The organism is Aquibium carbonis (genome assembly GCF_003970795.1).
GTDB classification, from domain to species: Bacteria; Pseudomonadota; Alphaproteobacteria; order Rhizobiales; family Rhizobiaceae; genus Aquibium; species Aquibium carbonis.
In genome coordinates this window covers 1-25,148 of sequence record NZ_RWKW01000035.1, presented here as the reverse complement: position 1 = coordinate 25,148, position 25,148 = coordinate 1, and the positions used below count along the sequence as shown (strand labels likewise).

The 25,148-nt window shown below is 65.4% G+C and carries 27 protein-coding genes; all 27 read left to right on the top strand.

Annotated features, from left to right (window positions below; all coding sequences use genetic code 11):
• Positions 1 to 54: 54 nt before the first annotated feature.
• Entirely contained in the window at positions 55 to 4,410 is a 4,356-nt protein-coding gene (locus EJC49_RS10290; protein WP_126699841.1) for a strawberry notch-like NTP hydrolase domain-containing protein, read from the top strand.
• Positions 4,410 to 5,471: a DUF7146 domain-containing protein gene (locus EJC49_RS10285; RefSeq protein ID WP_126699840.1), complete on the top strand. Its 1,062-nt coding sequence runs from the start codon at positions 4,410 to 4,412 to the stop codon at positions 5,469 to 5,471. Before EJC49_RS10290 ends, EJC49_RS10285 begins: the two co-directional genes overlap by 1 nt.
• 334 nt (positions 5,472 to 5,805) lie before the next feature.
• Positions 5,806 to 6,735 carry a DUF2493 domain-containing protein gene (locus EJC49_RS10280; protein WP_126699839.1) on the top strand — a complete coding sequence of 310 codons (930 nt, stop codon included), beginning with the start codon at positions 5,806 to 5,808 and terminating at the stop codon, positions 6,733 to 6,735.
• 142 nt (positions 6,736 to 6,877) lie between these two features.
• Positions 6,878 to 7,318, top strand: a complete 441-nt coding sequence (locus tag EJC49_RS10275; RefSeq protein ID WP_126699838.1) for a hypothetical protein — start codon at positions 6,878 to 6,880, stop codon at positions 7,316 to 7,318.
• 581 nt (positions 7,319 to 7,899) lie between these two features.
• Entirely contained in the window at positions 7,900 to 8,223 is a 324-nt protein-coding gene (locus tag EJC49_RS10265) for a DUF736 domain-containing protein (protein ID WP_126699837.1), read from the top strand.
• A 190-nt stretch (positions 8,224 to 8,413) separates the two neighbouring features.
• The gene (locus EJC49_RS10260) at positions 8,414 to 8,659 is read left to right on the top strand and encodes a helix-turn-helix domain-containing protein (protein ID WP_126699836.1); all 246 of its coding nucleotides are present in this window, start codon (positions 8,414 to 8,416) and stop codon (positions 8,657 to 8,659) included.
• A 135-nt stretch (positions 8,660 to 8,794) separates the two neighbouring features.
• Positions 8,795 to 9,061: a DNA -binding domain-containing protein gene (locus EJC49_RS10255; protein ID WP_126699835.1), complete on the top strand. Its 267-nt coding sequence runs from the start codon at positions 8,795 to 8,797 to the stop codon at positions 9,059 to 9,061.
• 121 nt (positions 9,062 to 9,182) lie between these two features.
• Complete coding sequence (locus tag EJC49_RS26055; RefSeq protein WP_245453345.1) at positions 9,183 to 9,491, top strand: transcriptional regulator domain-containing protein; 309 nt, start codon at positions 9,183 to 9,185, stop codon at positions 9,489 to 9,491.
• Positions 9,454 to 9,963 (top strand): DUF2285 domain-containing protein, encoded by a 510-nt coding sequence (locus tag EJC49_RS10245; protein ID WP_245453344.1) that lies wholly within the window; start codon positions 9,454 to 9,456, stop codon positions 9,961 to 9,963. The genes EJC49_RS26055 and EJC49_RS10245 overlap by 38 nt, the downstream gene beginning before the upstream one ends.
• A 126-nt stretch (positions 9,964 to 10,089) precedes the next feature.
• Positions 10,090 to 10,362: a helix-turn-helix transcriptional regulator gene (locus tag EJC49_RS10240; RefSeq protein WP_126699833.1), complete on the top strand. Its 273-nt coding sequence runs from the start codon at positions 10,090 to 10,092 to the stop codon at positions 10,360 to 10,362.
• 9 nt (positions 10,363 to 10,371) lie between these two features.
• Positions 10,372 to 11,250, top strand: coding sequence for a replication initiator protein A (locus EJC49_RS10235; protein WP_126699832.1), 879 nt, complete (start codon positions 10,372 to 10,374; stop codon positions 11,248 to 11,250).
• A gap of 208 nt (positions 11,251 to 11,458) precedes the next feature.
• Positions 11,459 to 12,094, top strand: a complete 636-nt coding sequence (gene parA / locus EJC49_RS10230; RefSeq protein WP_126699831.1) for a ParA family partition ATPase — start codon at positions 11,459 to 11,461, stop codon at positions 12,092 to 12,094.
• Positions 12,091 to 12,345: a hypothetical protein gene (locus EJC49_RS10225; RefSeq protein WP_126699830.1), complete on the top strand. Its 255-nt coding sequence runs from the start codon at positions 12,091 to 12,093 to the stop codon at positions 12,343 to 12,345. The genes parA and EJC49_RS10225 overlap by 4 nt, the downstream gene beginning before the upstream one ends.
• Positions 12,342 to 12,851, top strand: coding sequence for a DUF2840 domain-containing protein (locus EJC49_RS10220; protein WP_126699829.1), 510 nt, complete (start codon positions 12,342 to 12,344; stop codon positions 12,849 to 12,851). The genes EJC49_RS10225 and EJC49_RS10220 overlap by 4 nt, the downstream gene beginning before the upstream one ends.
• On the top strand, positions 12,848 to 13,393 hold the full coding sequence (locus EJC49_RS10215) for a S26 family signal peptidase (RefSeq protein ID WP_126699828.1): 546 nt from the start codon (positions 12,848 to 12,850) through the stop codon (positions 13,391 to 13,393). The genes EJC49_RS10220 and EJC49_RS10215 overlap by 4 nt, the downstream gene beginning before the upstream one ends.
• Before the next feature lie 46 nt (positions 13,394 to 13,439).
• Positions 13,440 to 13,775, top strand: a complete 336-nt coding sequence (locus EJC49_RS10210; protein ID WP_126699827.1) for a DUF736 domain-containing protein — start codon at positions 13,440 to 13,442, stop codon at positions 13,773 to 13,775.
• A 4-nt stretch (positions 13,776 to 13,779) separates the two neighbouring features.
• Positions 13,780 to 14,559, top strand: a complete 780-nt coding sequence (locus tag EJC49_RS10205) for a lytic transglycosylase domain-containing protein (RefSeq protein ID WP_126699826.1) — start codon at positions 13,780 to 13,782, stop codon at positions 14,557 to 14,559.
• A gap of 244 nt (positions 14,560 to 14,803) precedes the next feature.
• Complete coding sequence (locus EJC49_RS10200; protein WP_126699825.1) at positions 14,804 to 16,543, top strand: relaxase/mobilization nuclease domain-containing protein; 1,740 nt, start codon at positions 14,804 to 14,806, stop codon at positions 16,541 to 16,543.
• 31 nt (positions 16,544 to 16,574) lie between these two features.
• Positions 16,575 to 18,560 carry a conjugal transfer protein TraG gene (locus EJC49_RS10195; protein WP_126699824.1) on the top strand — a complete coding sequence of 662 codons (1,986 nt, stop codon included), beginning with the start codon at positions 16,575 to 16,577 and terminating at the stop codon, positions 18,558 to 18,560.
• Between the two features lie 6 nt (positions 18,561 to 18,566).
• Complete coding sequence (locus EJC49_RS10190) at positions 18,567 to 19,001, top strand: ribbon-helix-helix protein, CopG family (RefSeq protein ID WP_126699823.1); 435 nt, start codon at positions 18,567 to 18,569, stop codon at positions 18,999 to 19,001.
• Positions 19,002 to 19,170: 169 nt separating this feature from the next.
• Positions 19,171 to 20,154, top strand: a complete 984-nt coding sequence (gene trbB, locus EJC49_RS10185) for a P-type conjugative transfer ATPase TrbB (RefSeq protein ID WP_126699822.1) — start codon at positions 19,171 to 19,173, stop codon at positions 20,152 to 20,154.
• Positions 20,155 to 20,183: 29 nt separating this feature from the next.
• Positions 20,184 to 20,483 carry a TrbC/VirB2 family type IV secretion system protein gene (locus tag EJC49_RS10180; RefSeq protein ID WP_425358808.1) on the top strand — a complete coding sequence of 100 codons (300 nt, stop codon included), beginning with the start codon at positions 20,184 to 20,186 and terminating at the stop codon, positions 20,481 to 20,483.
• Positions 20,483 to 20,761: a VirB3 family type IV secretion system protein gene (locus tag EJC49_RS10175; protein ID WP_126699820.1), complete on the top strand. Its 279-nt coding sequence runs from the start codon at positions 20,483 to 20,485 to the stop codon at positions 20,759 to 20,761. The genes EJC49_RS10180 and EJC49_RS10175 overlap by 1 nt, the downstream gene beginning before the upstream one ends.
• 7 nt (positions 20,762 to 20,768) lie before the next feature.
• On the top strand, positions 20,769 to 23,225 hold the full coding sequence (gene trbE / locus EJC49_RS10170; RefSeq protein ID WP_126699819.1) for a conjugal transfer protein TrbE: 2,457 nt from the start codon (positions 20,769 to 20,771) through the stop codon (positions 23,223 to 23,225).
• Entirely contained in the window at positions 23,222 to 23,989 is a 768-nt protein-coding gene (gene trbJ, locus EJC49_RS10165) for a P-type conjugative transfer protein TrbJ (protein WP_126699818.1), read from the top strand. The genes trbE and trbJ overlap by 4 nt, the downstream gene beginning before the upstream one ends.
• 9 nt (positions 23,990 to 23,998) lie before the next feature.
• Positions 23,999 to 24,361, top strand: coding sequence for a putative entry exclusion protein TrbK-alt (trbK-alt, locus tag EJC49_RS10160; protein ID WP_126699817.1), 363 nt, complete (start codon positions 23,999 to 24,001; stop codon positions 24,359 to 24,361).
• Between the two features lie 4 nt (positions 24,362 to 24,365).
• Positions 24,366 to 25,148: P-type conjugative transfer protein TrbL (gene trbL, locus EJC49_RS10155; protein WP_126699816.1), on the top strand; the 783-nt coding region annotated here is incomplete at its 3' end.

Here is a 25,148-nt window from a genome sequence, read left to right as displayed (position 1 = left end):
TAGAGAGAGCGCCGGCCGGCTCGCCCGTCTCCGCTCTCCCAGAGGTTCATCACCATGACCCCATCCACCACTCTCGCGGCCGCGCCTGCGGTCGCGGCGTCGCCGCTTGCATCTCCGTCCGATATCGCCCGCTGCGTCGGCACAGCCGCGCACCATCTCCTTCCGCAGCTCGAACAGGGCCGGCAGGTCGACGCGGCGACCCTCCGCGCCGCAATGGAGGGCGCCTTCGGTGGCTCCGATGCGTCCGGCGCCTGGGACTGGAAGACAGCCTACGACGCTTGCGAGGCCGCAACCGTCCTGTTTCTCCGCAAATACGGAAAGGCGCTTTTGCGCAAGGCCGGTTCTCCGGCTCAGGCGCTCCCTTTGCTGGAGAAGATCGTCGGGCTCCTGCCGACCCACACGCGCCGCTCATTGGAGAGCGAGGCGTACCAGCAGTTCTCGACGCCGGTCCCGCTCGGCCTCGCGGTCATGGCAGCCGCCGCGATCACGCCGGCTGATCGCGTGCTGGAGCCGTCGGCGGGCACGGGCCTGCTCGCCATCCTTGCCGAGATCGCGGGCGGATCACTCGTCCTCAACGAGCTGGCCGAGACCCGCGCCAGTGTTCTCTCCTGGCTCTTCCCGAACATCGCCACGACCTGCCACGACGCGGCGCAGATTCACGATCACCTCGACGCCGCCATCGTGCCGAGCGTCATCATCATGAATCCGCCCTTCTCGGCGATGGCGAACGTGCAAGGCCGCATGGCCGACGCCGCACTCCGCCATGTCGCATCGGCCCTGGCGCGGCTCGCCGACGGCGGCCGCCTAGTCGCGGTCACCGGCGCCAATTTCGCGCCGGACGCGCCAGCCTGGCGCGACGCCTATGTCCGGCTGCAGGAGCGCGGCCGCGTGATCTTCTCCGCCGCCATCGACGGGCGGGTCTATGCCAAGCACGGCACGACATTCCCGACGCGGCTGACCGTCATCGACAAGCGCCCGGCCGAGGATCCGACCGTGTTCCCGGTCGCGCCCGGTGTCGCGCCGGACGTCGCCACGCTGCTGGCCTGGATCGCGGAGCGCGTTCCGGCACGGCTGCCGGTCAATGCCTCCCGGACTGTGCCCACTGTCACCACGCCGCGCACCGTTCGCGGCTACATCGCACGCTCCGCTCGAGCCGCATCGCAGACCACCAGCGCGTCCGAGCCCGCCGGCATCGAGCTCGCCTATGAGACGGTCGACTGGACGCCGCCGCAGGGCGCGCGCCTCTCCGACTCCATCTACGAGGACTATGCGCTCCAGAGCATCCGGATTCCCGGCGCTCAGGATCACCCCACGCAGCTCGTCCAGTCGGCAGCGATGGCCTCGGTCGCGCCGCCCAAGCCGAGCTATCGTCCGCGCCTTCCGGCGAACATCGTCAACTTGCTTTCGGGCGCGCAGCTCGAAACGCTGATCTACGCGGGCGAGGCGCATGGCGACCATCTCGCCGGCGCCTGGACCGTGGATGACACCCTCGACGTCGTGAGCGCCGCGGCCGAGGACGCCAAGGGCGCGGTTCGCTTCCGCCGCGGTTTCATGATCGGCGATGGGACAGGCGTTGGCAAAGGCCGCGAGTCTGCCGGCATCATTCTGGACAACTGGATGCAGGGCCGCCGCAAGGCGGTGTGGATCTCCAAGTCCGACAAGCTCATCGAGGATGCCCAGCGCGACTGGTCCGCGCTCGGCATGGAGCGGTTGCTCATCACGCCGCTCTCCCGATTCCCGCAGGGCAAGCCGATCACCCTTCGGGAAGGCATCCTATTCACCACCTATGCCACGCTACGCTCCGACGACCGCGGCGAACGCCTTTCCCGCGTGCGGCAGATCGTTGAATGGTTGGGCTCCGACTTCGACGGAGTGATCATTTTCGACGAAGCGCACGCCATGCAGAACGCGGTCGGCGCCAAAGGTGAACGCGGCGATCAGGAGGCCTCGCAGCAGGGCCGCGCCGGCCTACGGCTCCAGCACGCGTTGCCGGACGCCCGCATTGTCTATGTCTCCGCGACCGGCGCGACGACCGTGCACAATCTCGCCTATGCGCAGCGCCTCGGCCTCTGGGGTGGCGAAGACTTCCCGTTCTCGACCCGGGCCGAATTCGTGGAGGCGATCGAAGCCGGCGGTGTCGCCGCCATGGAGGTGCTCGCCCGCGATCTGCGCGCGCTCGGCCTCTACACTTCGCGCTCGCTGAGCTTTGCCGGCGTCGAATACGAACTGGTCGAGCATGAGCTGACGCCCAACCAGACCCGCATCTACGACGCCTACGCGGATGCTTTCGCGATCATTCACAACAACCTCGATGCCGCCATGCGGGCCGCCAACATCACCGGCGGAAGCGAAGGCGGATCGGGAACGCTCAACCGCCAGGCCAAGTCAGCCGCGCGCAGTGCATTCGAGTCTGCGAAGCAGCGCTTCTTCGGGCACCTGCTCACCAGCATGAAGACGCCGACCCTGATCCGCTCGATCGAGCGCGATCTCGAAGACGGCCATGCCGCCGTCATCCAGATCGTCTCGACGGGCGAAGCGCTGATGGAGCGCCGCCTCGCCGAGCTGCCGACCGAGGAATGGAACGACGTTCGCGTCGATATCACGCCGCGCGAGTACGTCCTCGACTATCTTGCCCATTCCTTTCCGGTCCAGCTCTACGAGCCGTTCACGGATTCGGAAGGCAAACTGTCGTCGCGTCCGATCTACCGCGACGGACAGCCGGTCGAGAGCCGCGAGGCTGTTGCGCGTCGCGATGCGCTGATCGCGAAGCTCGCGAGCCTGCCTCCCGTTCCGGGCGCGCTCGACCAGCTCGTGCAGCACTTCGGCACAGACATCGTCGCCGAAGTGACCGGCCGATCGCGCCGCATCGTCCGCAAGTCGAGCGGCGCCACCAGGAGCGATCGCCTTGTCGTCGAAACCCGGGCGGCCTCCGCCAATCTCGCCGAGGCGCAGGTGTTCATGGACGACCAGAAGCGCATCCTTGTGTTCAGCGACGCGGGTGGCACCGGCCGCAGCTATCATGCCGAGCTTACGGCGAGGAACACGCGCCTTCGCGTGCACTATCTCCTCGAGCCCGGCTGGAAGGCGGATACGGCCATCCAGGGACTCGGCCGCACGCATCGCACCAACCAGCAGCAGCCTCCGCTGTTCAGGCCGGTCGCGACGAACGTGAAGGCCGAGAAGCGCTTCCTGAGCACCATCGCACGCCGGCTCGATACGCTCGGCGCGATCACGCGCGGTCAGCGCCAAACCGGCGGCCAGAACCTGTTCAGGCCTGAAGATAATCTCGAAAGCCACTACGGACGCGACGCCTTGCGCCAGCTCTACATGCTGCTCGTTCGCGGCAAGATCGAGGGCTGCTCGCTTCAGCGCTTCGAAGCGGCGACTGGCCTGAAGCTCATGGATGCGAACGGCATCAAGGATGACCTGCCGCCGATCACCACCTTCCTCAACCGCATGCTCGCGCTGACCATCGAGCTGCAAGGCATCCTGTTCACGGCGTTCGAGCAACTGTTGAACGCCCGCATCGAGGGCGCGATCGCCGCCGGCACCTACGACATGGGCCTGGAAACGCTGCGGGCGGAAAGTTTCGTCGTCACCGACCGCGAGACGATCTACACGCATCCGGGCACCGGCGCGGAGACGCGCCTCCTGACCATCATGCAGCGCCAGCGCAATTGTCCCGTCACGCTGGACGAAGCGCTGAGCCGGCTGCGCGAGCGCGGATCGCGGCTTCTTGTCAACGAACGCTCCGGGCGTGCGGCCATGCAGGTCCGGGCGCCGTCCGTCATGCTCGACGACGGCGAGGTCGAATACCGCGTGCGCCTGATCCGGCCGATGGAAGCACCGAACGTCCCCGTCCGCATGATGGCGGAGAGCCATTGGCAGGAGGCAGACGAAGCGGCCTTCGCCGAGGCCTGGACCACGGAACTGAACGAGGTGCCGGCGTTCGCCGACTCGACCATCCACATGGTCGCGGGTTTGTTGCTTCCGATCTGGAAGCGGCTGCCGAACGAGTCGACACGCGTCTATCGGCTGCAAACCGACGACGGCGAGCGCATCATCGGTCGCAGGGTCTCGCCGGCGTGGGCAGCGACCGCCACGGCGACCGGCCTGCCTTCGCTGACGCCGGACGACGCCTTCGCCGCCCTTGTCGAGGGCAAGACCGTCATCGATCTTGCCGAGGGGCTCCAGCTTCGTCGCGTACGGTTGATGGGTAGTCATCGCATCGAATTGTCGGGCTTCACCGACACCATGCGCGAACGGCTCACGGCCTACGGCCTCTTCCACGAGATCATTTCGTGGAAGCTGCGCATGTTCGTGCCCACCGACGCGAGCGGCCCCGCGGTCCTCGCCAAGGTGATGGATCGCTATCCGGTCGCGCGCGTCGGCGAGCGGGAGGCCGCGTGATGTCCCGGCTCGATGCTTCGGAACTCGCACACCGTCTCGCGCGCAACGCCGAGGCGGTGTGCCGCCACTATCTCTCCAACGGCCATCGCGAAGGTCGCTATTGGATGGTGGGCGACGTGCGCAACACGCCTGGGCGCTCGATGTTCGTGCGCCTGGCCGGCCCCGAGAGCGGCAAGGGCGCGTCGGGCAAATGGACCGATGCCGCCACCGGCGAGCATGGCGACCTTCTCGACGTCATCCGCGAGAGCTGCGGCCTCCTGGATTTCGCCGATGTCGCCAAGGAGGCACGCGCCTTCCTCAGCTTGCCGCAAGCCGAACCGCCGCGCGACGAGCGCCGCCACGCGTTACATCCTACCCCGACAGGGTCGCCGGAGGCTGCGCAGCGCTTGTTCGCGATGTCGCGACCGATCCACGGCACGCTGGTCGAGGCATATCTCCGTAGACGCGGTATTACGTCTTTGCACGGAACCGGATCGCTCCGCTTTCACCCACGCTGCTACTACCGGCCGGACGAGCATTCCGCGACGGAGACCTGGCCCGCCATGATCGCAGCGGTCACCGATCTCGACGGCCGCGTCACCGGAGCGCATCGGACTTGGCTCGATCCCGAGGGCTTTGACCCCATTCGCCTCGGCAAGGCGCCGATCAACACGCCGCGTCGCGCGATGGGCGATCTTCTCGGACACGCTGTCCGCTTCGGAGTGGCCGGCGATGTCATGGCTGGTGGCGAAGGCATCGAGACCATGCTGTCGCTCAGGATGGCCCTACCCGACATGCCGATGGTCGCCGCTTTGTCGGCCGCCCATCTCTCGGCCATCCTGTTCGCGGACACGCTGCGCCGCCTCTACATCGCGCGCGACAACGATCCGGCCGGCGACGGTGCGATGGCCGCGCTGATCGAGCGTGCGTCCGACGACGGTATCGAGGCGATCGTGCTGTCGCCGAGGCTGGGCGACTTCAACGAGGATCTCCGCATGCTCGGCCCCGACGTGCTGGGTGCAGACCTTCGGGCCCAGCTCGCGCACCGGGATGCCACCCGCTTCATGGCCGACGCCGCATAGAGCACGCGACCGTGAACGCACGGCCGGAACGAAGGTGAGGTCCGGAATCTCGCCTGCGGCCAATGCTCCGAAGCGCCGGAGAGAGCCGCACCCTCGGCCTTCAAGAGGGCGATCGGGACGGCAAACGGCCCGGCCCGGCAACCTTGGTGGCCGACTATTTTCCGTCGGCGGCAGAGCCGCCTTTACATCGCGAAGCAAAATAGTCGGCCCCCTGCGGTCCTCCGCTGGCGCTTCGGCCCTGCGCTTCGCTCCGGGTGCAGGGCCGGCCCGCCCGCCGTCTTCCGTCGCCATGAAGGCCGCGAGGGTCGCGGCCAATCCAGCGACGGAGCATTCCATGATCACCGACGACGACTTCGAACCCCGCCACAGTTCGTCTCCGACCGATCACGTTCTCGCCGAGCTTCAGCTCTACGGTTTCCGCCCCTTCCAGGACGAACCCGATCCCCGGCCGCTTCCCGAAGGCAACCTCGTCGCCGGGGCTATCGCCGACATCTTCGACGCTCTCGTCGCCACGCTCAGCGATACCCGCCTCGAGCCCGATCTCGAGGACCTGCTCTGGTCGACCACCAACGTCTTCCATCGCGCCGCCGACCGCATCGCCCGCGAGCTCGACGATAACGAACAGGCGCAGCGCCGCAGCCAGCGCGAACAGGACGGCACCGAGGTCAAGTCCGTCGAGTTGGAGCGACTCATCGCCGAGGGGCAGACGCTCATCGAGCGACGCGACGCCTTCGAGCTGATGCGCGATCAGGCCTGCGAGCATTTCGAGCGCCACACCGGCTCGGCCTGGCGGCCGCGCAACGGCTCACTCGTCAACCATCGCGCCATGACCGCAGCGATGATCGACAGCCGGGACTTCCTTGCCGCGAAGAAGCGGTCCGAGACCGAGGTCATGCTGCCGCCCGGCCCGAAAGTCGCGCTCAGCGGCGGGCTCGACTTTAACGATTATCGGCTGATCTGGGACAAGCTCGACCAGGTGCGCGCCAAGCACCCCGACATGGTGCTGATGCACGGCGGATCACCGAAGGGCGCCGAGCGTATCGCCGCCCGCTGGGCCGATCACCGCAACGTGCCGCAGATCGCCTTCAAGCCCGACTGGACGAAACATGCGAAGGCCGCACCATTCAAGCGCAACGACGCAATGCTGGCCGTGCTGCCTATCGGCGTCATCGTCTTCCCGGGAACGGGCATCCAGGACAACCTGACCGACAAGGCCCGCAAGATCGGAGTTCCCGTCTGGCGCTACGGCGACAAGCCGAAGTGATCGCCGTCAACACCTGCCTCAATCAGAGCGCCGCGGCGAATTCGGTTCGCCGCGGCCTTCTCTTCTTTGCTATAATATCCGTTCGCGCCGTGGTGGTGGTGGAAGGCGCGACCGTCAGATGCTTCTCACGGAGGCCACCATTATGATTGTCATCAGCATCCTCGCCAGCATCGCCGCCATCGGCGTGATCTGCTGTCTGTTGTTCTACCTCGCCGTCTACGCGCTACCGCTGTTCGCCGGCGTGACGGCAGGCGTTTGGGCCTACGGCACCGGCGCTGGCTGGCTCGGAGGAATCGCCGTTGGGATCATTGCCGGTCTCGCAACGCTCCTCATCGGCCACTTGCTGCTCATTTTCGTCAAGCCGCTCTGGCTCCGCCTCATGATCGCAGCGGTCTTCGTGGCGCCAGCGGCCATCGCCGGCTATCACGCAACCCATGGCATCGTGAAGCACACCATGCCTTCCGAAACGTGGCAGATCGCCTTTTCGGTTGTCGGCGCGATCGTCGTCGCCATTACTGCCTTCGCTCGCCTCGCGACGCTGGCCCCGCCCGGTCAGGTCGGCCAGGGCGTGGTTCGCGCCTGACGCCATTCGAGCCGGCGCGGCATCACCAGATCAGGCTGTAGCCTTCGACTCCACCACGTCAGTTGGCAGTTCGCTGCGGAACTCCCGGATCAGAGCGAGCCCCTGGTGGCGCGTCACGTTGAAATGCGGGCCAGGCCGCGTAGCGAACGACGACGCCTGCGAAGGCAGTGGCCAGATCGCTCGCCACTTCTTGTTCGTCGGGAGCATTGAGGCGGGAGGTTCGTTTGCCTCGACATGGTGAAGCACTGGCCGCCGTCCGCCGTGTCTCAGCGGCTGCACGACGGGTGTCGCCAAGTTCTCCTTGATCCTTCTCTGTCTGATCGAGCGCTCCAAGCGGCCTCTTTGATGGGCTGATCTGGCCGAAGGCCGGCTTCGCCTCGATCGCCTAAGCCGCAATGGCGCCGATCGACTTTCTTCCCCTGGGCTGCGCCCATTCCTCGCGAAACAAGAAAGTCTCACGGCTGCCATCCTCCGCTGTGCTCCGGCCTGCAAGCAGGTGCGGCGACGATCGCCTCCGGCCAACCGATCGCCATCGAGGCCGCAATGGTGCGGGCTCGAAACAGAGATCAAGGAGAACTACCATGGCGACCATCGGCACCTTCAAGAAGTCCGGCAACGAATTCGTCGGCCAGATCGTCACCCTCAGCGTCCAGGCCAAGAACGTCCGCATCGTTCCCGAGACCATCCGCTCGGGCGAGAACGCCCCCAGCCACCGCGTCTTCGCGGGCCGCGTCGAGATCGGCGCCGCCTGGGCCAAGCGCTCCAACGAAGGCCGCGACTATCTGGGTCTCAAGCTCGACGACCCGTCGTTCACGGCTCCCATCTATGCCAACCTCTTCGACGACGAGGACGGCGAAGGCTACAGCCTGATCTGGTCCCGCCCCAACCGTCGCAACGGCGAGTGAGGCACGAGCCCCAAGCCCCGCCCGGGCCATCCGGGCGGGGCTTTCGCTCGCTAGAGCGACCGAATCAGTCCCACCGCCACCCCGTTGCTGACGGTAAACACAGCGATTTTACCTGGCGCCAGTCGCCGAGAGCGACTAAAATGGTCGTAGTTCTGGCGTGCGTGTGCCCGGCGATGGGAGGTGATCATGCATGATCACCGCCCGACAATCGCGGGCCGCGCGCGCGTTGCTGGGTTGGACGCAGGAGACGCTCGCTGACAAGGCCCGAGTATCACTTACAGCGCTCAAGCGCCTTGAGTCGGAGAGCGACCTCGCAGTCTACGAATCGACACGCGACCAGGTCCGTCGCGCACTCGAAGCGAGCGGCGTGGTCCTCCTCAGCTCGGACCAAGGTGAAGGTGTCATGGTAATGAGGAATAAGAACACCCAAACGTGAATAGCAGCGCCGTTAGCAACCGCTCGCCAATCTGCGTCCGGAGCATCACGCGATGCGGTCGGTGCATCGCCCGTCGCTCGCGGAATTGGTTAACATTCTGTATCTGGACGCAATTCGTTTGTCGATGAGGCGGTTGTGACGAACCAATATTACCTAGATGAACCACCGGCCAGCGACGCGGTGACCGACTACGACCGCAAGAACACCAAGCTCTACCTGCGCCTGCTCGATGCGGCCGCTGATGGGGCAGACTGGCGTGAGGCAGCCACAGTCCTCTTCGGCCTCGATCCGGACGGCGACGCTGAACACGCTCGCCGGGTTCACGATTCTCACCTGGCCCGCGCACGCTGGATGACGGAATGCGGATACCGCTTCCTGGCGCGCGAGAAGTCAGGCGGCTGAACGTCGCCGATGCGCGCGATCTGCATCGCATCGCGCAGACTCTTGGACTATCCCCACGCGCCGCAACCCATGATCGTCGGACTCCCTGCACGCACTTTCAATCACGCGTGGGAGGAGACAGATGGCACAGAAAAGGTCCAAGTGGCGCTCATCCGCTGACTATGACTACCTCGACACGCTCGCCGCCCCCGACCTCGCTTGGGAATGGCTGCGTCGGAATTCCGAATACGAGCGCGATTACTCGGCAATAGAACGTCAGGACAGGCAGTCCCAAGCGCCGGCAATACGCATTCGCCAGCGCTGGGGCCTCCGATTTCCCGATAGCGCCGGCCCTCAAGGCGATCGACACCGAAGTGCTCTGGGAGCCCCAGGAAGAGACGGGGACGGTGGTGGTGACGACAGCACCGGTGCTTCTGAATCCCCAGATTGAGCTCGAGGTCGTCGATCCCGATGAAAGAGCACAGGCGTTGGTCGACGAAGGTGGCACGCATTTTCTCCACACCCTGCGAAACGGCCAACGTCTCCATATCGTCTGCCTGCCGAACACACCCCCGGATGCACCGCTCGCCGCACTGGTTCCGCTCGACGAGCACGGCTTCGGACGTCTCGAAGCAATCGACCGCCTCCTGCGATCAGTTCACCGTCGGTCGGTGCCACGCGATCCTCGGCTAACCCGGCAGCAGACGCGCCGTGCGCGACACATGATCCAAGCGGTCGATGGCCATCTCTACGGTGAAAGTTATCGCACCATCGCGGAAGTGCTCTTCGGGATCGAGCATGTCGCCGAAGAGGTTTGGAAGACATCGTCGCGGCGTTACGCCACCATGGATCTCATCAAGCACGGTCTGATGATGATCGCGGGAGGATATCGAAAGCTTCTCCAGCATCGTCCGCGATTCTAGCCGCCTGCGGGTGTGGAAATCTTAGACTCCCACCTTTCCACTCCCCCCTCGCAGCTTCTCTCCGCCACTGTGGCCTTCGAACGCCGGTGATCACCGGCAGCCTCAACGAATGCCCGGAGGTGCGAAATGTCCACTCTCGCTGGCTTGCCGCCGCGCTTTCTACGAACGCCGGAGGCGGCCAACTTTCTCGGTCTGTCCAGCCGCACGCTTGAAAAGCATCGTACGTACGGCACGGGCCCCGCATATCGAAAGCTCGGCGGCCGGGTCGTCTACGCTCTCGAGGACTTGCGGGCCTGGGCCGACCGAGGCGCGGTCACCTCCACATCCGATCCTCGCGGCTCCGTTCTTCCGGCAAAGCGCCATCCGTCGATGCTGCATGCCGGACGTCAGCATCGCTGAGACCGGCAGATGCCTTCGGCGCGCCGTAGCACAGAGCGCGAGCAACTCGATCTTTTCCGGGCTCTTCCCGGCGATCTCGCGCCGCGCGACGCGCAGGACCTCATGGCCTATCCCTTCTTTTCGCTCGCCAAGTCAAAGCGGCTAACGCCCATCGACTTCAAGGCCGGCACCATCGTCATCCGCGTCGAAGCGGTCCCGGAGCACGGCCTCGCGACCATCTGGGACGCCGACGTACTGATCTGGGCAGCCTCGCAGATAGTCGAGGCGCGCGACCTCGGCCTGCAGCCCTCGCGCCTGATGGCGGCGACGCCTTACGAGATTCTTAACTTCATCGGTCGCGGCGTGAGTGCGCGCGACTACGACCGCCTTAAGGCGGGGCTCGACCGCCTGCAATCGACCACCGTCGCAACCTCGATCCGCCAGCCAAGCGAGCGGCGGATGCATCGCTTCTCCTGGATCAACGAGTGGAAGGAGCGCGCGGACGCGCACGGCCGTCCGCTCGGCCTCGAGCTGATCGTGCCGGACTGGTTCTTCGCCGCCGTCCTCGACGATGCGCTCGTGCTGACCATCGACCGCGCCTACTTCCGCCTGACCGGCGGACTGGAGCGCTGGCTCTATCGCCTGGTGCGCAAGCATGGCGGCCGCCAACAGAACGGCTGGAGCCTCGACATCGCCTATCTTCATGCGAAGTCCGGCAGCCTCTCACCGCTAAAGCATTTCGCCTACGACCTGCGCGACATCGTTCGCCGGCAGACGCTGCCTGGCTACCGGCTGACCATCGAGCAGCCGCGGGACGCCCCCGAACGCCTCTCATTCGCGCCAATCGATCCCACTGCCCTCGCTTCGCTGAGGCAGCGCGGGACCTCGCGCGTTGGGGATAAGCTGTGAATCGTCTCGTGCTATCAGGGACCGGACCTATCGTGCCATCGGGGACCCGATCCTCGTGCTATCGGGGACCGGAATCGTCGGATCCGCACGCCGATTCAAGGCATTGCGCGCGCCGTAACTCTTCTAACCAAGATTCCTTCGGAATCTTTCTAACGGCCGCTCCGAAATCCACACCTGTGCATGCGCGCCGCCGAGAGCGGGGCGCCCCATGATTGTCGCGCTGCTCAACCAGAAGGGCGGTGTCGGGAAGACGACGCTCGCTCTTCACCTCGCCGGCGAGTGGGCGCGCCGCGGCCAGCGCGTCACCGTCATCGACGCCGATCCGCAAGGCTCTGCCCTCGACTGGTCGCAGCAACGCGCACGCGAAAGCCTTCCGCGCCTGTTCGGCGTGATCGGCCTGGCTCGCGACACGCTTCATCGCGAAGCGCCCGAGCTCGCGCGCAACGTCCATCACATCGTCATCGATGGCCCGCCGCGCGTCGCCGGGCTGATGCGCTCGGCGCTGCTGGCGGCCGACATCATCCTGATCCCGGTCCAGCCATCGCCGTTCGACGGCTGGGGCTCGGCCGAGATGCTCGCGCTGCTCAGCGAGGCGCGCGTCTACCGGCCCCAGATCGTCGCCCGCTTCGTTCTCAATCGGTGCGGCGCACGCACGATCATCGCGCGCGAGACGGCGCTCACGCTCGCCGATCACGACCCGCCGCTGCTCGCCTCCAAGGTCGGCCAGCGTGTCGCCTTTGCCGACGCCGCCCAGTCCGGCCGCCTCGTCTGGGAAGCCCACGCAACGATTGCGGCGCGCGAGATCACTGCCCTTGCGAGCGAAGTCGGGAGGCTGGCGCGGTGACCCAGCGATCCTCCAAACGCGCCTTCATCGCGCGACCGGCTGATCCCGAACGCTGGATCAAGGCGCCTGCGCCGCGCTCCAACAGCAACGGCGACGCGGCCGCTTACACCGCGCGGCTGACGATCGACATCACGACGGAACTGCGCGGCCGCATCAAGATCGTCGCCTTCCAGCGTGGCCTGACCGTTGCGGACATGCTGCGCGACCTCCTCGCCCGCGAATTCCCTCCAGCCGAAGGAGACCTGCCATGACCGGCGCGTCGCATCTTCGTCTCGTGCCTTCGCCGCTTCCTGTCGACGGCCTCACGCGCGTCGAGCTGACATGGATCGAGAAGAAGGTCGAATACTGGATTCGCTTCGGCAAGGAGAAGGCGGAGCAGATCCTCGACCGGCGCCGCCGCGTCCTGAGCTTCACGCCCAACAGCGTCTTCGCCTTCGTTCGCTGGGCCTCGAACGACCACGGCACGGTCATCTCGCGCATCGACATCGTGCGCACGATCACGCCGGGCGAGCGCTATTCCACACTGCCTTTCGTACGGCCGGGCGGCGACCTCCTCCTCAAGATGGAGAACTGGCCAAAGGTCGAGCGCGTCCTCCAGGTCATCGACGCTATTGAGGCGGCTGGAATCGATCCGAGCGAGGTCTCGCCGCATCACTGGCGGCATGTCCACAATCGCTTGACTGCGGGCCAGGAACCGCGCGCCTACACGGTCGAGCAACATCGCGCGATCCTACTGCGCCGCGAGATCGAGTCATGACGCGCTTCGGCTACGTCATGACCACGTACTTCGCCGCGATGTCGATCGGCGTCGGCTTCTTCGTCCCCGTCACGCCACGACTCATCTGGAACGCTTCCGCCAGCATGCCGATTGGCTTCTATACGATCGCGCCGGCGGATCGGCTCGAGGTCACCGACCTGGTCGTCGTCAACGCGCCTGAACCGCTCTCCTCCTTCCTGGCTGAGCGCCACTACCTGCCGCGCGGCGTGCCGCTCCTGAAACGTGTTGCCGGGCGTCCGGGGCAAGAAGTCTGCCGCCATGGCACGCACGTCACAGTCGACGGCATCGAGATGGGCGATGCGCTGGTGCGCGACCGGCTCGGCCGGCAACTGCCGATCTGGCAAGGCTGCCGCCGCATCGCCGACGGCGAGGTCTTCCTCATGAACTGGTGGGTCGAGGACAGCCTCGACGGGCGCTACTTCGGCCCGCTTCCCACCAGCGCAATCGTCGGCCACGCGCTGCCGCTGTGGACCGATGAGGAAAGCACCGGACAGTTCGAATGGCGCGCACCGACGCGGTGACGGTGCGCGCTGTCGTCCCTCTCATCGCACCACCAAGGAGACCGAAATGCCTCAGATCGGAGAGTTCACCCGCACCAAGAATGGCTATTCCGGACGCATCCGCACGCTCTCACTCGACATCGAGATGGTGTTGGTTCCGGCGGAACATTCGGACGCCGAGAACGCGCCGGACTATCGCGCGCATCTCGGTGACGGCGATGGCCCGGAGATCGGCGCAGGCTGGAAGCGCATCGGTGAGAAGGCTGGCGACTACGTGTCGGTCCAGATCGACGACCCCGCACTCGGACAGCCGATCCGCGCCAATCTCTTTCAGTCGGGCGAGGGCAAGTCCGCCTGGGGTTTGCATTGGACGCGTCCGCAGAAGCGCGCCGAGCGGGACTGACGGAATGCCCATCTGCTGCACCTCACCAACGCGGATCATGAGGCCCGGGCGGCGTTTGCCCGCCCGGCGTCTCACCGCCCTTCTCCTTTCCGGCCTGCTCTCGGTAGTCACGATCAGCGGTTCGGCCAGCCCTCAGGTGGTGTCGTCCGCCAGCGCCGATCAGGCGAGCCCCATCGCTCTCCACATCGACGTGGCCTCGCGCCGCTTCCGCATTCCGGCGTCCTGGATTCGCGCGGTCATGCGCGCCGAAAGCGCACATGACATCCGCGCCGTATCCTCTGCTGGCGCGATCGGCCTTATGCAAGTCATGCCGGAAACCTGGCTTGAGCTGCGCGCCCGCTACGATCTTGGTCGCAACCCCTTCGATGTACGGGACAATATTCTCGCCGGCGCCGCGTACCTGCGCGAGATGTACGACCGATACGGCAATCTCAGCGCCATGCTGGCCGCCTACAATGCAGGGCCCCGGCGTTACGACGAGTACCTTGCGGGCACGCGCGATCTGCCGGCCGAGACGCGGGCCTATGTCGCCACGATCGCACCCCTTCTCGGGGTTGACCCGCCGCCGTATGCAATGCCGTCGACGCGCGCTGATCCGCTTGCTTGGATGAGCGCCTCGCTCTTCGTCGCACGCTCTGATGACGTCGGAAAAGCAGCCGCAATGCATCCCCAGCGTCAGCGCGAGAGCGGACCGAACGCGCCACGAATGCAAGACGCCAGCGCATTCTCAGCGCGTTCACCCGCTCTATTCGTAGCACGCGGCGGCAACGAGAGGCCGCAATGACGACTGCCGTCCCCATTCGCGTCATGGCGTGTTCAGGCGTGGAATGGAGTGCGTTGAGGCAGGAGCTTGGAAGCACGACCGCACGATGGCGAGATAAAAAGGCGCGATGTGCGCGCGAGGACGGTCGTGGTTTTTCAATAGCTTGCGAGCCGAATTCGCGAGGTGCGCCCTGTCGACGCGGCCTGCGACCTCGGCGCTCTCTCTGTTCAATCAGAGTGTTAGCGCGATGTGCGCAGCTGTGGCTATGAGCGTCGAGGACGAGTTCCGCATCCGCCCCGGCCGCATCCGCTCGACGCGCGCCCAGCGCGCTCGGCCGTTCATCGCGCAGGCGCTTGCGGCCGCGCAGCGGGCCGGCGGTCACGTCTCACGCTCGGGCAACATCAGCTCCGGCACGGGATCGCGCTTCGGACGTGGCCGCCGCGCGACCGTGCAGGCGAACCGTCTGCTCACCAGCCGCTCGCGCATCACGGTCATCAAGACCCGCGTCGTTCGCCATTCGGCGCGCTCGGCGCCGCTTGCAACACACCTCAGCTATCTCCGCCGCGAAGGCGTGACCCGGGATGGGGAGAAAGCCCGTCTCTTCGGACCCGGCGGCGACGACTTGGATGCCAAGGAGTTTGCCGAGCGTTGCGAGGACGATCGCCACCACTTCCGCTTCATCGTCTCGCCCGAGGATGCGACCGAGATGTCGGACCTCAAGATCTTCGCCCGCGACCTGATGAACCAGATGGAGAAGGACCTCGGCACCAAGCTGGACTGGGTGGGCATTGATCATTGGAACACCGACAATCCCCACGTCCACATCATCCTGCGCGGCCGCTCCGACGACGGCCAGGATCTCGTCATCTCGCGCGACTACATCAAGGAAGGCATGCGTGCTCGCGCACAGGATCTCGTGACGCAGGAGTTGGGCCCACGCACGGATCAGGAGATCCGGCGCAACCTCGAACGTCAGGTCGAGTCGGAGCGCTGGACCAACCTCGACCGGCAACTCTCGCGTGACGCGTATCGGACAGGCGTCATCGATCTCGCTCCGAGCCCTGATCGCCAGCCTGACGAGCTTCACGTCCTGAAAGTCGGACGGCTGCGCAAGCTGGAGGCTCTGGGCCTTGCCGATCAGATCGGCCCGGGCCAGTGGGTGATGGTCGAGAATGCCGAAACCACTCTGCGCGAGCTTGGCGAGCGAGGCGACATCATCAAGCGCATCCATCGCGGGCTGGCCGAGCGCAATATCGAGCGTGGCACCTCGAGTTTCGTGCTCGCCGGAGAGAGCCTCGACGACCAGATCGTTGGTCGCCTCATAGCGCGTGGTCTCGATGACGAGCTGAACGGCACGGCCTATGCCGTGATAGATGGAGTCGACGGCCGGACCCATCACATCAAGCTCGCCGACCTCGATGCTGCTGGGGACTCGGGCCCAGGTTCGATCGTCGAGCTGCGCAAGTTTGATGACGCGCAGGGCCGGCGACGCGTTGCGCTCGCAGTTCGATCGGACATCCCGCTCGAGCAGCAGATTACTGCCAACGGCGCCACCTGGCTGGACCGCCAAGCGATTGCGCGCGAACCGGTAGCCCTTGGTGGCGGTGGCTTCGGAGCCGAGGTGCGCGACGCGCTCGATCGCCGCGCCGAGCATCTCATCAGTCAGGGCCTGGCCGAGCGCCAGGCGCGCGGCGTGAGTTTCAGCCGCAACCTCATCGAAACACTGCGCCGACGCGAACTCGATGCACTGAGCGAACGTCTGACCGCCGAGACAGGACAAGCCGCCGCCAAACCGTCGGCCGGCGAGTATGTCGCCGGCACATACTATCGCCGCTTCGATCTCGCCTCCGGCCGCTTCGCGATGCTCGACGACGGGCTCGGCTTTCAGCTCGTCCCGTGGTCGCCGTCGCTCGAGCGGAATCTCGGTCGCCATGTCTCGGGCGTCGTACGTGGCGATGGCGGGATCGATTGGAGCTTCGGCCGCAAGCGGGGCATCGGCCTGTAACGAAGCGACGGGAAGAAAAGGAGAGCAGGTAATGTCCGCAACCAAGATCCTCTGGGGCCAGCTCCTCGCCGTCGCACTGATCATCCTCGGCACGACGTGGGTCGCGACCGAGTGGACGGCGTGGCGATTGGGCTTTCAAGCCCAGCTCGGCGAGCCATGGTTCATCGTGTTCGGCTGGCCAGTCTACTATCCACCGTCCTTCTTTCTGTGGTGGTATTTTTACGACGCCTATGCGCCGCCGATCTTCGTGGAAGGGGCCGTCATCGCAGCGTCAGGCGGCTTCATCGCGATCGCAGTCGCGATCGGCATGTCGGTGTGGCGTGCCCGCGAGGCGACGAACGTCGACACCTACGGCTCGGCACGATGGGCCCGGACCGACGAAGTGGATGCGGCGGGCCTCCTCGGTCCCGACGGCGTCGTACTCGGCAAGCTGGGCCGCGACTACCTCCGGCACGACGGGCCCGAGCATGTTCTCTGCTTTGCGCCGACGAGGAGTGGGAAGGGCGTGGGGTTGGTCATTCCCTCGCTGCTCACCTGGCCAGGCAGCGCGATCGTCCACGACATCAAAGGGGAGAACTGGCAGCTCACTGCCGGATTTCGGTCGCAGCATGGCAGGGTGCTGTTGTTCGATCCGACCAACGCGAAGTCTTCCGCCTACAACCCGCTGCTCGAAGTCCGGCGCGGGGAATGGGAAGTCCGGGATGTCCAGAACATCGCCGATATCCTGGTCGATCCCGAAGGCTCGTTGGAGAAGAGGAACCATTGGGAGAAGACCTCCCATGCGCTGCTGGTCGGCGCCATCCTCCACGTGCTCTACGCGGAGGAGGACAAGACGCTCGCCGGCGTGGCGTCGTTCTTGTCCGACCCGCGGCGTCCGATCGAGTCCACGCTCGCGGCGATGATGAAGACTGCCCATCTCGGCGAGGCAGGACCGCATCCGGTGATTGCGAGTGCAGCACGAGAGCTGCTGAATAAATCGGACAACGAACGAAGCGGAGTGTTGAGCACCGCAATGTCGTTCCTCGGCCTCTATCGCGATCCTGTTGTGGCTGCCGTCACACGCCGTTGTGACTGGCGGATCACCGACATTGTCGGAGATGCACGGCCGACGACCCTCTATCTCGTCGTGCCGCCATCCGACATTGTTAGGACCAAGCCGTTGATCAGGTTGATCCTCAACCAGATTGGCCGCCGCCTGACGGAGGACTTGAACAGCAAGGCCCGGCGGCATCGGCTTCTACTCATGCTCGATGAGTTTCCGGCGCTTGGCCGCCTTGACTTCTTCGAGAGCGCACTCGCCTTCATGGCCGGCTACAAATTGAAAAGCTTCATGATCGCGCAGAGCCTCAACCAGATCGAAAAGGCATACGGCCCGAACAACTCCATCTTGGACAATTGCCACGTCAGAATCTCGTTCGCGACCAACGACGAAAGGACAGCCAAAAGGGTCAGCGACGCCCTCGGCACCGCGACCGAACTGCGGGCGATGCGGAACTACGCCGGGCACCGGCTCAGTCCGTGGCTCGGCCATCTGATGGTCTCGCGCTCCGAGACGGCCCGGCCCCTGCTCACGCCGGGCGAGATCATGCAGCTCCCGCCCGCAGACGAGATCGTAATGGTGGCGGGCACGCCGCCCATTCGCGCGAAGAAGGCGCGCTATTTCGAAGATGCCAGGTTTCGGGCGCGAATCTTGCCGCCTCCCATCCTGACGAAGACAGATCACCAGCAATCGGATGACTGGACAGGCAGGCCCTTGCCGCCGCGACCCTTGCAGGACGCCGCGCCGTCAGTGAGCGGCGTGGACGACGAGGACCCGACGGGCTCCGAGAGGCGCCACCAGCCGGAGCTGGATCGCGTGGCACCGATCGAGAAGAAGCCGCCCATCGCCAATGAGTTCGAGATCGACCCCAACGACGACGAGCCCGACGATGCCGCGCGGCTAAGCCGCATGAACCGACTCGTGCAAGGCATCGCGCGGCAGGTCTCGCTCGATCCGAACGATGGCATGGAGCTGTAGGACGCCATGCCAAATCCGAACAAGAAGCAGCGGCTCTCGGTCTATCTTGAACCCGGCGTCACCAAATCGCTCGCGGAATACGCAGCGCGTCGTGGCCAGTCGCGCTCGCTCATCGCCGAAGCCGCGATCGCGTCTTTCCTGTCACCTGACGCCGCCGAGCGGCAGGAAGCTGCTATTGCGAAGCGTCTTGATCAGCTCGACAGGCGTATGACGCGCCTGGAACGGGACCTGGGGATCGCGGTAGAGACGCTCGCGGTCTTCGTCCGGAACTGGTTGATGACAAACCCGCCGCTGCCGGAGCCGGCCCAGGCGGCCGCGCGCGCACAAGCGGGCGAACGCTACGATGCGTTTGTCGCAGCGCTCGGTCGCCGCCTCGCCAAGGGACCACGGCTACGTCAGGAGGTCGCCGAAGATGTCCCTGGTGACTCACCATCTGAATAGAGCGCACAGGACCAGTCACTAGACTTCCGCGGTTTAGCCGTTTCCCTGTAATTGTACGCCACAGTACGACGACCACATTCTCGTTGTTGCGTCGCCCGAATTTCTGCCTCTTCTACTCATCCCCGATCCAGGGCCGCTCTCGAGTGGTCCCGCGCAGAACGGGGACGACATGGCGAATTCCTTCCAGCAGACAGAGGCGATACTTCGCGGCGCGCGCATGCTGCGAACGGCCCTTGGGCCAGCGGTCGCCGCATTCCTGGAAGACCCGTCGATCGTCGAGGTGATGCTCAACCCCGACGGGCGGCTCTGGATCGACCGGCTCTCGGAAGGCCTCGCCGATACAGGCGAGCACCTGTCGGCCGCCGACGGAGAGCGCATCGTCCGCCTCGTCGCCCATCATGTCGGCGCAGAGGTCCACGCCGGAAGTCCGCGGGTCTCGGCAGAGTTGCCCGGAACGGGGGAGCGCTTCGAGGGCCTGCTGCCGCCTATCGTGGCCGCGCCTGCCTTTGCAATTCGGAAGCCCGCCATCGCGATCTTCACGCTGCAGGACTACGTCGCTGCCAGCATCATGTCGGCCGAGCAGGCGGAGACTCTTCGCAGCGCGGTCACCGATCGCCGCAACATTCTCGTCGCCGGGGGAACAAGCACCGGCAAGACTACGCTCACCAATGCGCTCCTCGCAGAAGTGTCGAAGTCAGCGGATCGCGTCGTTCTCATCGAGGACACGCGCGAGCTTCAGTGCAGCGCCCCCAATCTCGTGGCGATGCGCACCAAGGACGGCGTCGCGACGCTCTCCGACCTGGTGCGCTCTTCTCTGCGGTTGCGCCCTGACCGGATCCCCATCGGCGAGGTGCGCGGCGCCGAGGCCCTGGACCTTCTGAAAGCTTGGGGCACCGGGCATCCCGGTGGCGTCGGCACCATTCACGCCGGCACAGCCATCGGGGCACTGCGGCGTCTCGAACAGCTCATCCAAGAGGCGGTGGTCACGGTGCCTCGCGCCCTCATCGCCGAGACGATCGACCTCGTCGCTGTCCTCAGCGGCCGTGGATCAAGGCGGCGTCTCGCCGAACTCGCACGCGTCCACGGCCTCACACCCGACGGTGACTACCACGTCACCCCCGCAACATTGCCCGCCACAGGAGATCGCGCGTGATCCACAAGCTCCAGAACCTTCGTCGTCATATTGCTGCTGCAACCGTGGCCGCTGTCGTCAGCCTCGCGCTCGCTCCGGCCGCACATGCCTCCGGCTCCTCAATGCCGTGGGAGCAGCCGCTCGAACAAATCCTTCAGTCGATCGAAGGACCCGTCGCGAAGATCATCGCGGTGATCATCATCATCGTCACCGGCTTGACCCTCGCGTTCGGCGACACGAGCGGTGGCTTTCGGAGACTCGTTCAGATCGTCTTCGGTCTCTCGATCGCCTTCGCGGCCAGTTCCTTCTTTCTCAGCTTCTTCAGCTTCGGCGGCGGAGTGCTCGTGTGATGGCGGGCATCGCCGACAACGCAGAAGTCCCCGGCTTCTCGGTGCCCGTTCACCGGGCGCTGACAGACCATATCCTGCTCGGCGGTGCGCCAAGGTCGATCGCGATCCTCAATGGTACGTTGGCGGCCGCTCTCGGCCTTGGCCTTCGGCTCTGGCTCGTCGGTCTCGCAGTCTGGGCCGCCGGCCACTTCGCGGCTGTATGGGCAGCCAAGCGCGATCCAATGTTCGTCGAAGTGATCCGCCGGCATCTGCGCATCCCCTCCGTTCTCGCAGTCTGAGCCCGCTATGATGAACCTCGCCGAATATCGCCGCACCGCCACTCGCCTCGCAGATTTTCTGCCCTGGGTCGCGCTCGTTGGCCAAGGCGTCGTTCTGAACAAGGACGGTTCATTTCAACGAAGCGCGAACCTTCGCGGTCCGGACCTGGACTCCGCTGTTGCAGCCGAGCTGGTAGGCGTAGCGGCAAGGCTTAACAACGCTTTCCGGCGTCTCGGATCGGGCTGGGCGATTTTCGTAGAGGCGCAGCGCTACCCCTCCAACCGCTATCCGGACAGCATCTTTCCCGATCCCGCGTCGGCGTTGCTTGATGCCGAGCGCAAGGCTGATTTCGAGGAAGAAGGCGCGCATTTCGAGTCCCGCTACGTCCTCACGTTCGCCTGGCTGCCGCCGGCCGAGGATGCCGCGCGCGCGGAGACCTGGCTCTACGAGGGAAGGGAACGGTCAGGCGTCGACCCTCACGGGATTCTGCGAGCCTTCGTCGACCGCACCGACCGTGTGCTCGCGCTGCTCCACGGCTTCATGAAGGAATGCCGTTGGCTGGATGACAGCGAGACGCTGACCTATCTGCATTCCTGCGTTTCCACCAAGCGCCATCGTGTCCGTGTTCCCGAAACACCGATGTATCTCGATGCGCTGCTGGCCGACCAGCCCCTCACCGGGGGCCTTGAGCCCCGTCTCGGCGATCAGCACCTGCGAACCCTCACCATCGTCGGCTTCCCGACCGCGACGACGCCCGGCATCCTCGACGAGCTGAATCGGCTCGCATTCCCCTATCGCTGGGCGACACGCGCGATCCTGCTCGACAAGACCGACGCAACCAAGCTGCTCACCCGCATCAGGCGGCAATGGTTCGCAAAGAGAAAAAGCATTGCGGCCATCGTCAAGGAAGTCATGACGAATGAGGCGTCTGTCCTCGTAGACACCGATGCCGCCAACAAGGCCGCCGACGCCGACATGGCCCTTCAGGAACTCGGCGCGGATCTCGCCGGCATGGCCTACGTGACGGCTACGATTACCGTGTGGGACGGCGATCCACGCCTTGCTGACGAGAAGCTGCGCCTCGTCGAGAAGGTGATCCAGAGCCGCGACTTCACTGCGATGCTCGAGACCGTCAACGCGGTCGACGCCTGGCTCGGAAGCCTGCCCGGCCATCTGTATGCCAACGTCCGGCAGCCGCCGATCTCGACGCTCAACCTAGCGCACATGATTCCACTCTCGGCCGTCTGGGCCGGCCCTCAGCAAGATGAGCACTTCAAAGCGCCTCCGCTGTTCTTCGGCAAGACCGAGGGAAGCACGCCCTTCCGCTTTTCGCTTCACGTTGGCGATGTGGGCCACACCTTGGTCGTGGGGCCAACCGGCTCCGGCAAATCAGTGCTGCTCGCGTTAATGGCCCTGCAATTCCGCCGCTACGAGCGCAGCCAGGTCTTCGCGTTTGACTTCGGCGGTTCGATCCGCGCCGCCGCGCTGGCGATGGGCGGAGACTGGCACGACCTCGGCGGCGGCCTCACGGAAGGTTCCGAAATATCCGTCTCTCTCCAGCCACTCGCACGCATCCATGACACCTATGAGCGGGCCTGGGCGGCCGACTGGATCGTCGCCATCCTGATGCGCGAAGGCGTTGCGATCACCCCGGAAGTCAAGGAGCACATCTGGACGGGGCTGACCTCGCTTGCCTCCGCCCCTGTCGAGGAGCGGACGATTACCGGCCTGACGGTGCTGCTACAATCGAACGACCTCAAACAGGCAATTCGACCCTATTGCGTCGGAGGCCCCTATGGCCGGCTGCTGGACGCGGAATTCGAGCATTTGGGTTCGGCCGCTGTTCTAGCCTTCGAGATCGAAGGCCTTGTCGGGAGCGGAGGCGCGCCGGCCGTCCTGTCTTACCTGTTTCATCGCATCTCCGACAGGCTCGACGGCTCGCCAACCCTGCTCATCATCGACGAGGGGTGGCTGGCGCTAAACGATCCCGGATTTGCCAAGCAGCTCACCGAGTGGCTGGTCACGCTCCGCAAGAAGAACGCGTCGGTCGTCTTCGCAACCCAGTCGCTTGCACAGATCGAGAAGAGCACGATCGCTGCTGAAATCGTCGACAGTTGCCACACGCGGCTGCTGTTGCCCAACGACCGGGCGATCGAACCGCAGATCACCAGCATTTATCGCCGGTTTGGGCTCAATGATCGCCAGATAGAGATTCTCGCGCGAGCCACGCCGAAACAGGACTACTACTGCCAATCCCGACGCGGCAATCGCCTTTTCGAGCTGGGCCTCTCCGACGTCGGCCTCGCCCTCTGCGCTGCGTCCGCAAAGGATGATCAGGCGCTGATTGCCAGCATCCTGGCCGAGCACGGCCGGGAGGGGTTCCTCCCTGCGTGGCTCGAGGCCCGTGGCGTGAGCTGGGCCATCGATCTCCTTCCTAACTTCCCGACGCTCCTCCCCGAACCCTCAAAGGAGGCTCAACGATGAGCACCCGCAAATCCCGCTCGCGCGCGGCACTCCTCGCCGCCACCATCTTCTCGCTTCCAATGTCGCTTGTACCGCTGGTGATCACGCCCGCGTCGGCGCAGTGGATCGTCTACGACCCGACGAACTACGTGCAGAACGTGCTTCAGGCGGCACGCGCGCTTGAGCAGATCAACAATCAGATCACCTCGCTTCAGAACGAAGCCCAGATGTTGATCAACCAAGCAAGGAATCTCGCCAGCCTGCCGTACTCCTCGCTCCAGCGGCTGCAACAGTCGATCCAGCGGACCCAGCAGCTCCTCGGCCAAGCGCAGAACATCGCCTTCGACGTCCGGCAAATCGACCAGGCGTTTCAGACGACGTATGGCAGTGCCTCACTGTCCGCGTCCGACCAGCAGCTCATCGCCGACGCGCGCACCCGATGGCAGAACACCGTGGGCGGCTTGCAGGACGCGATGCGCGTGCAGGCGACGGTGGTCGGCAACCTCGACACCAACCGCACCGAGATGTCAGCGCTCGTCGGCCAGAGCCAGGGTGCGACCGGCGCCCTGCAAGCCGCCCAGGCTGGCAACCAGATCCTCGCCCTTCAAGCGCAACAGCTCGCGGACCTCACCGCCGTTGTGGCCGCTGACGGCCGCGCCCGTGCGCTCGCAGAAGCCGAGCGCGCGGCCGCCGCGGACCAGGGCCGCGAGCAGCGCCGGAGGTTTCTCACGCCCGGCTCCGGCTACCAGCCCGGCAACGCCAGCATGTTCCCCGCAGGAAACTGAGGCCACGCTATGGACGGAAAGATGCTCGCCCGGCTCGGCGCCGTCACCTTCGTTGCCGTCGCAATCACCGCGACGGTCGTCGAGCTGACCCGGAAGGAGGAGCGGCCGGAGATGGAGTCCGCCCGTCCGGCGCAGACAAACGCGTTGGACCCGCTGAGCGCCGAACTGTTCCGTTGTCAGAGCCTCGGAGAGGCCGGTCCGCGCGATCCCGCATGTCTGCGCGCCTGGGCTGAGAGCCGCCGGCGCTTCCTGACGCCTGGGACCGGCAACACGACAGCGGATCGAGAACAGTCACGAGCGCCCGCCGAAGGCTCATCCGCGAGCGAAGCGCGCCGTCGTGAAGCGGCGCCGCAGACCGAGGACGCCGAGTAGCGCCATGGGGGGCACGGGGGTCATCGATCATTTCCTGGAGGTCTTCACCCGCTACATCGACAGCGGGTTTGGCCTGTTGGGCGGCGAGGTCGCATTCATCGCGACAACGCTGATCGTGATCGACGTGACGCTCGCAGCGCTGTTCTGGAGCTGGGGCGCGGACGACGACATCATCGCTAGGCTCGTCAAGAAAACATTGTTCGTCGGTGTCTTCGCCTACATCATCGGCAATTGGAACAATCTCGCCCGCATCGTCTTCGAGTCCTTTGCCGGCCTCGGCCTCAAGGCTTCCGGCACCGGCTTCTCGACCACCGATCTGCTACGCCCCGGCCGTGTTGCGCAAACCGGCCTCGACGCCGGACGGCCGCTGCTCGACTCGATCTCCGGCCTCATGGGCTATTGGTCGTTCTTCGAGAACTTCATTCAGATCGCGTGCCTCTTCCTTGCCTGGGCGCTCGTACTGCTCGCCTTCTTCATCCTCGCCGTGCAGTTGTTCGTGACGCTCATCGAGTTCAAGCTCACTACGCTTGCCGGCTTTGTGCTCATCCCATTCGGGCTGTTCGGCCAGTCCGCCTTCATGGCCGAGCGCGTGCTCGGCAACGTCATCAGCTCCGGCATCAAGGTGCTGGTGCTCGCCGTGATTATCGGCATCGGTTCGACGCTGTTCGGCGAGTTCACCGCCGGCTTCGGTGGCGCCAGCCCGACGATCGATCAGGCCATGGCGATCGTGCTGGCGGCGCTGTCGCTGCTCGGCCTCGGGATATTCGGTCCTGGGATCGCAAGCGGC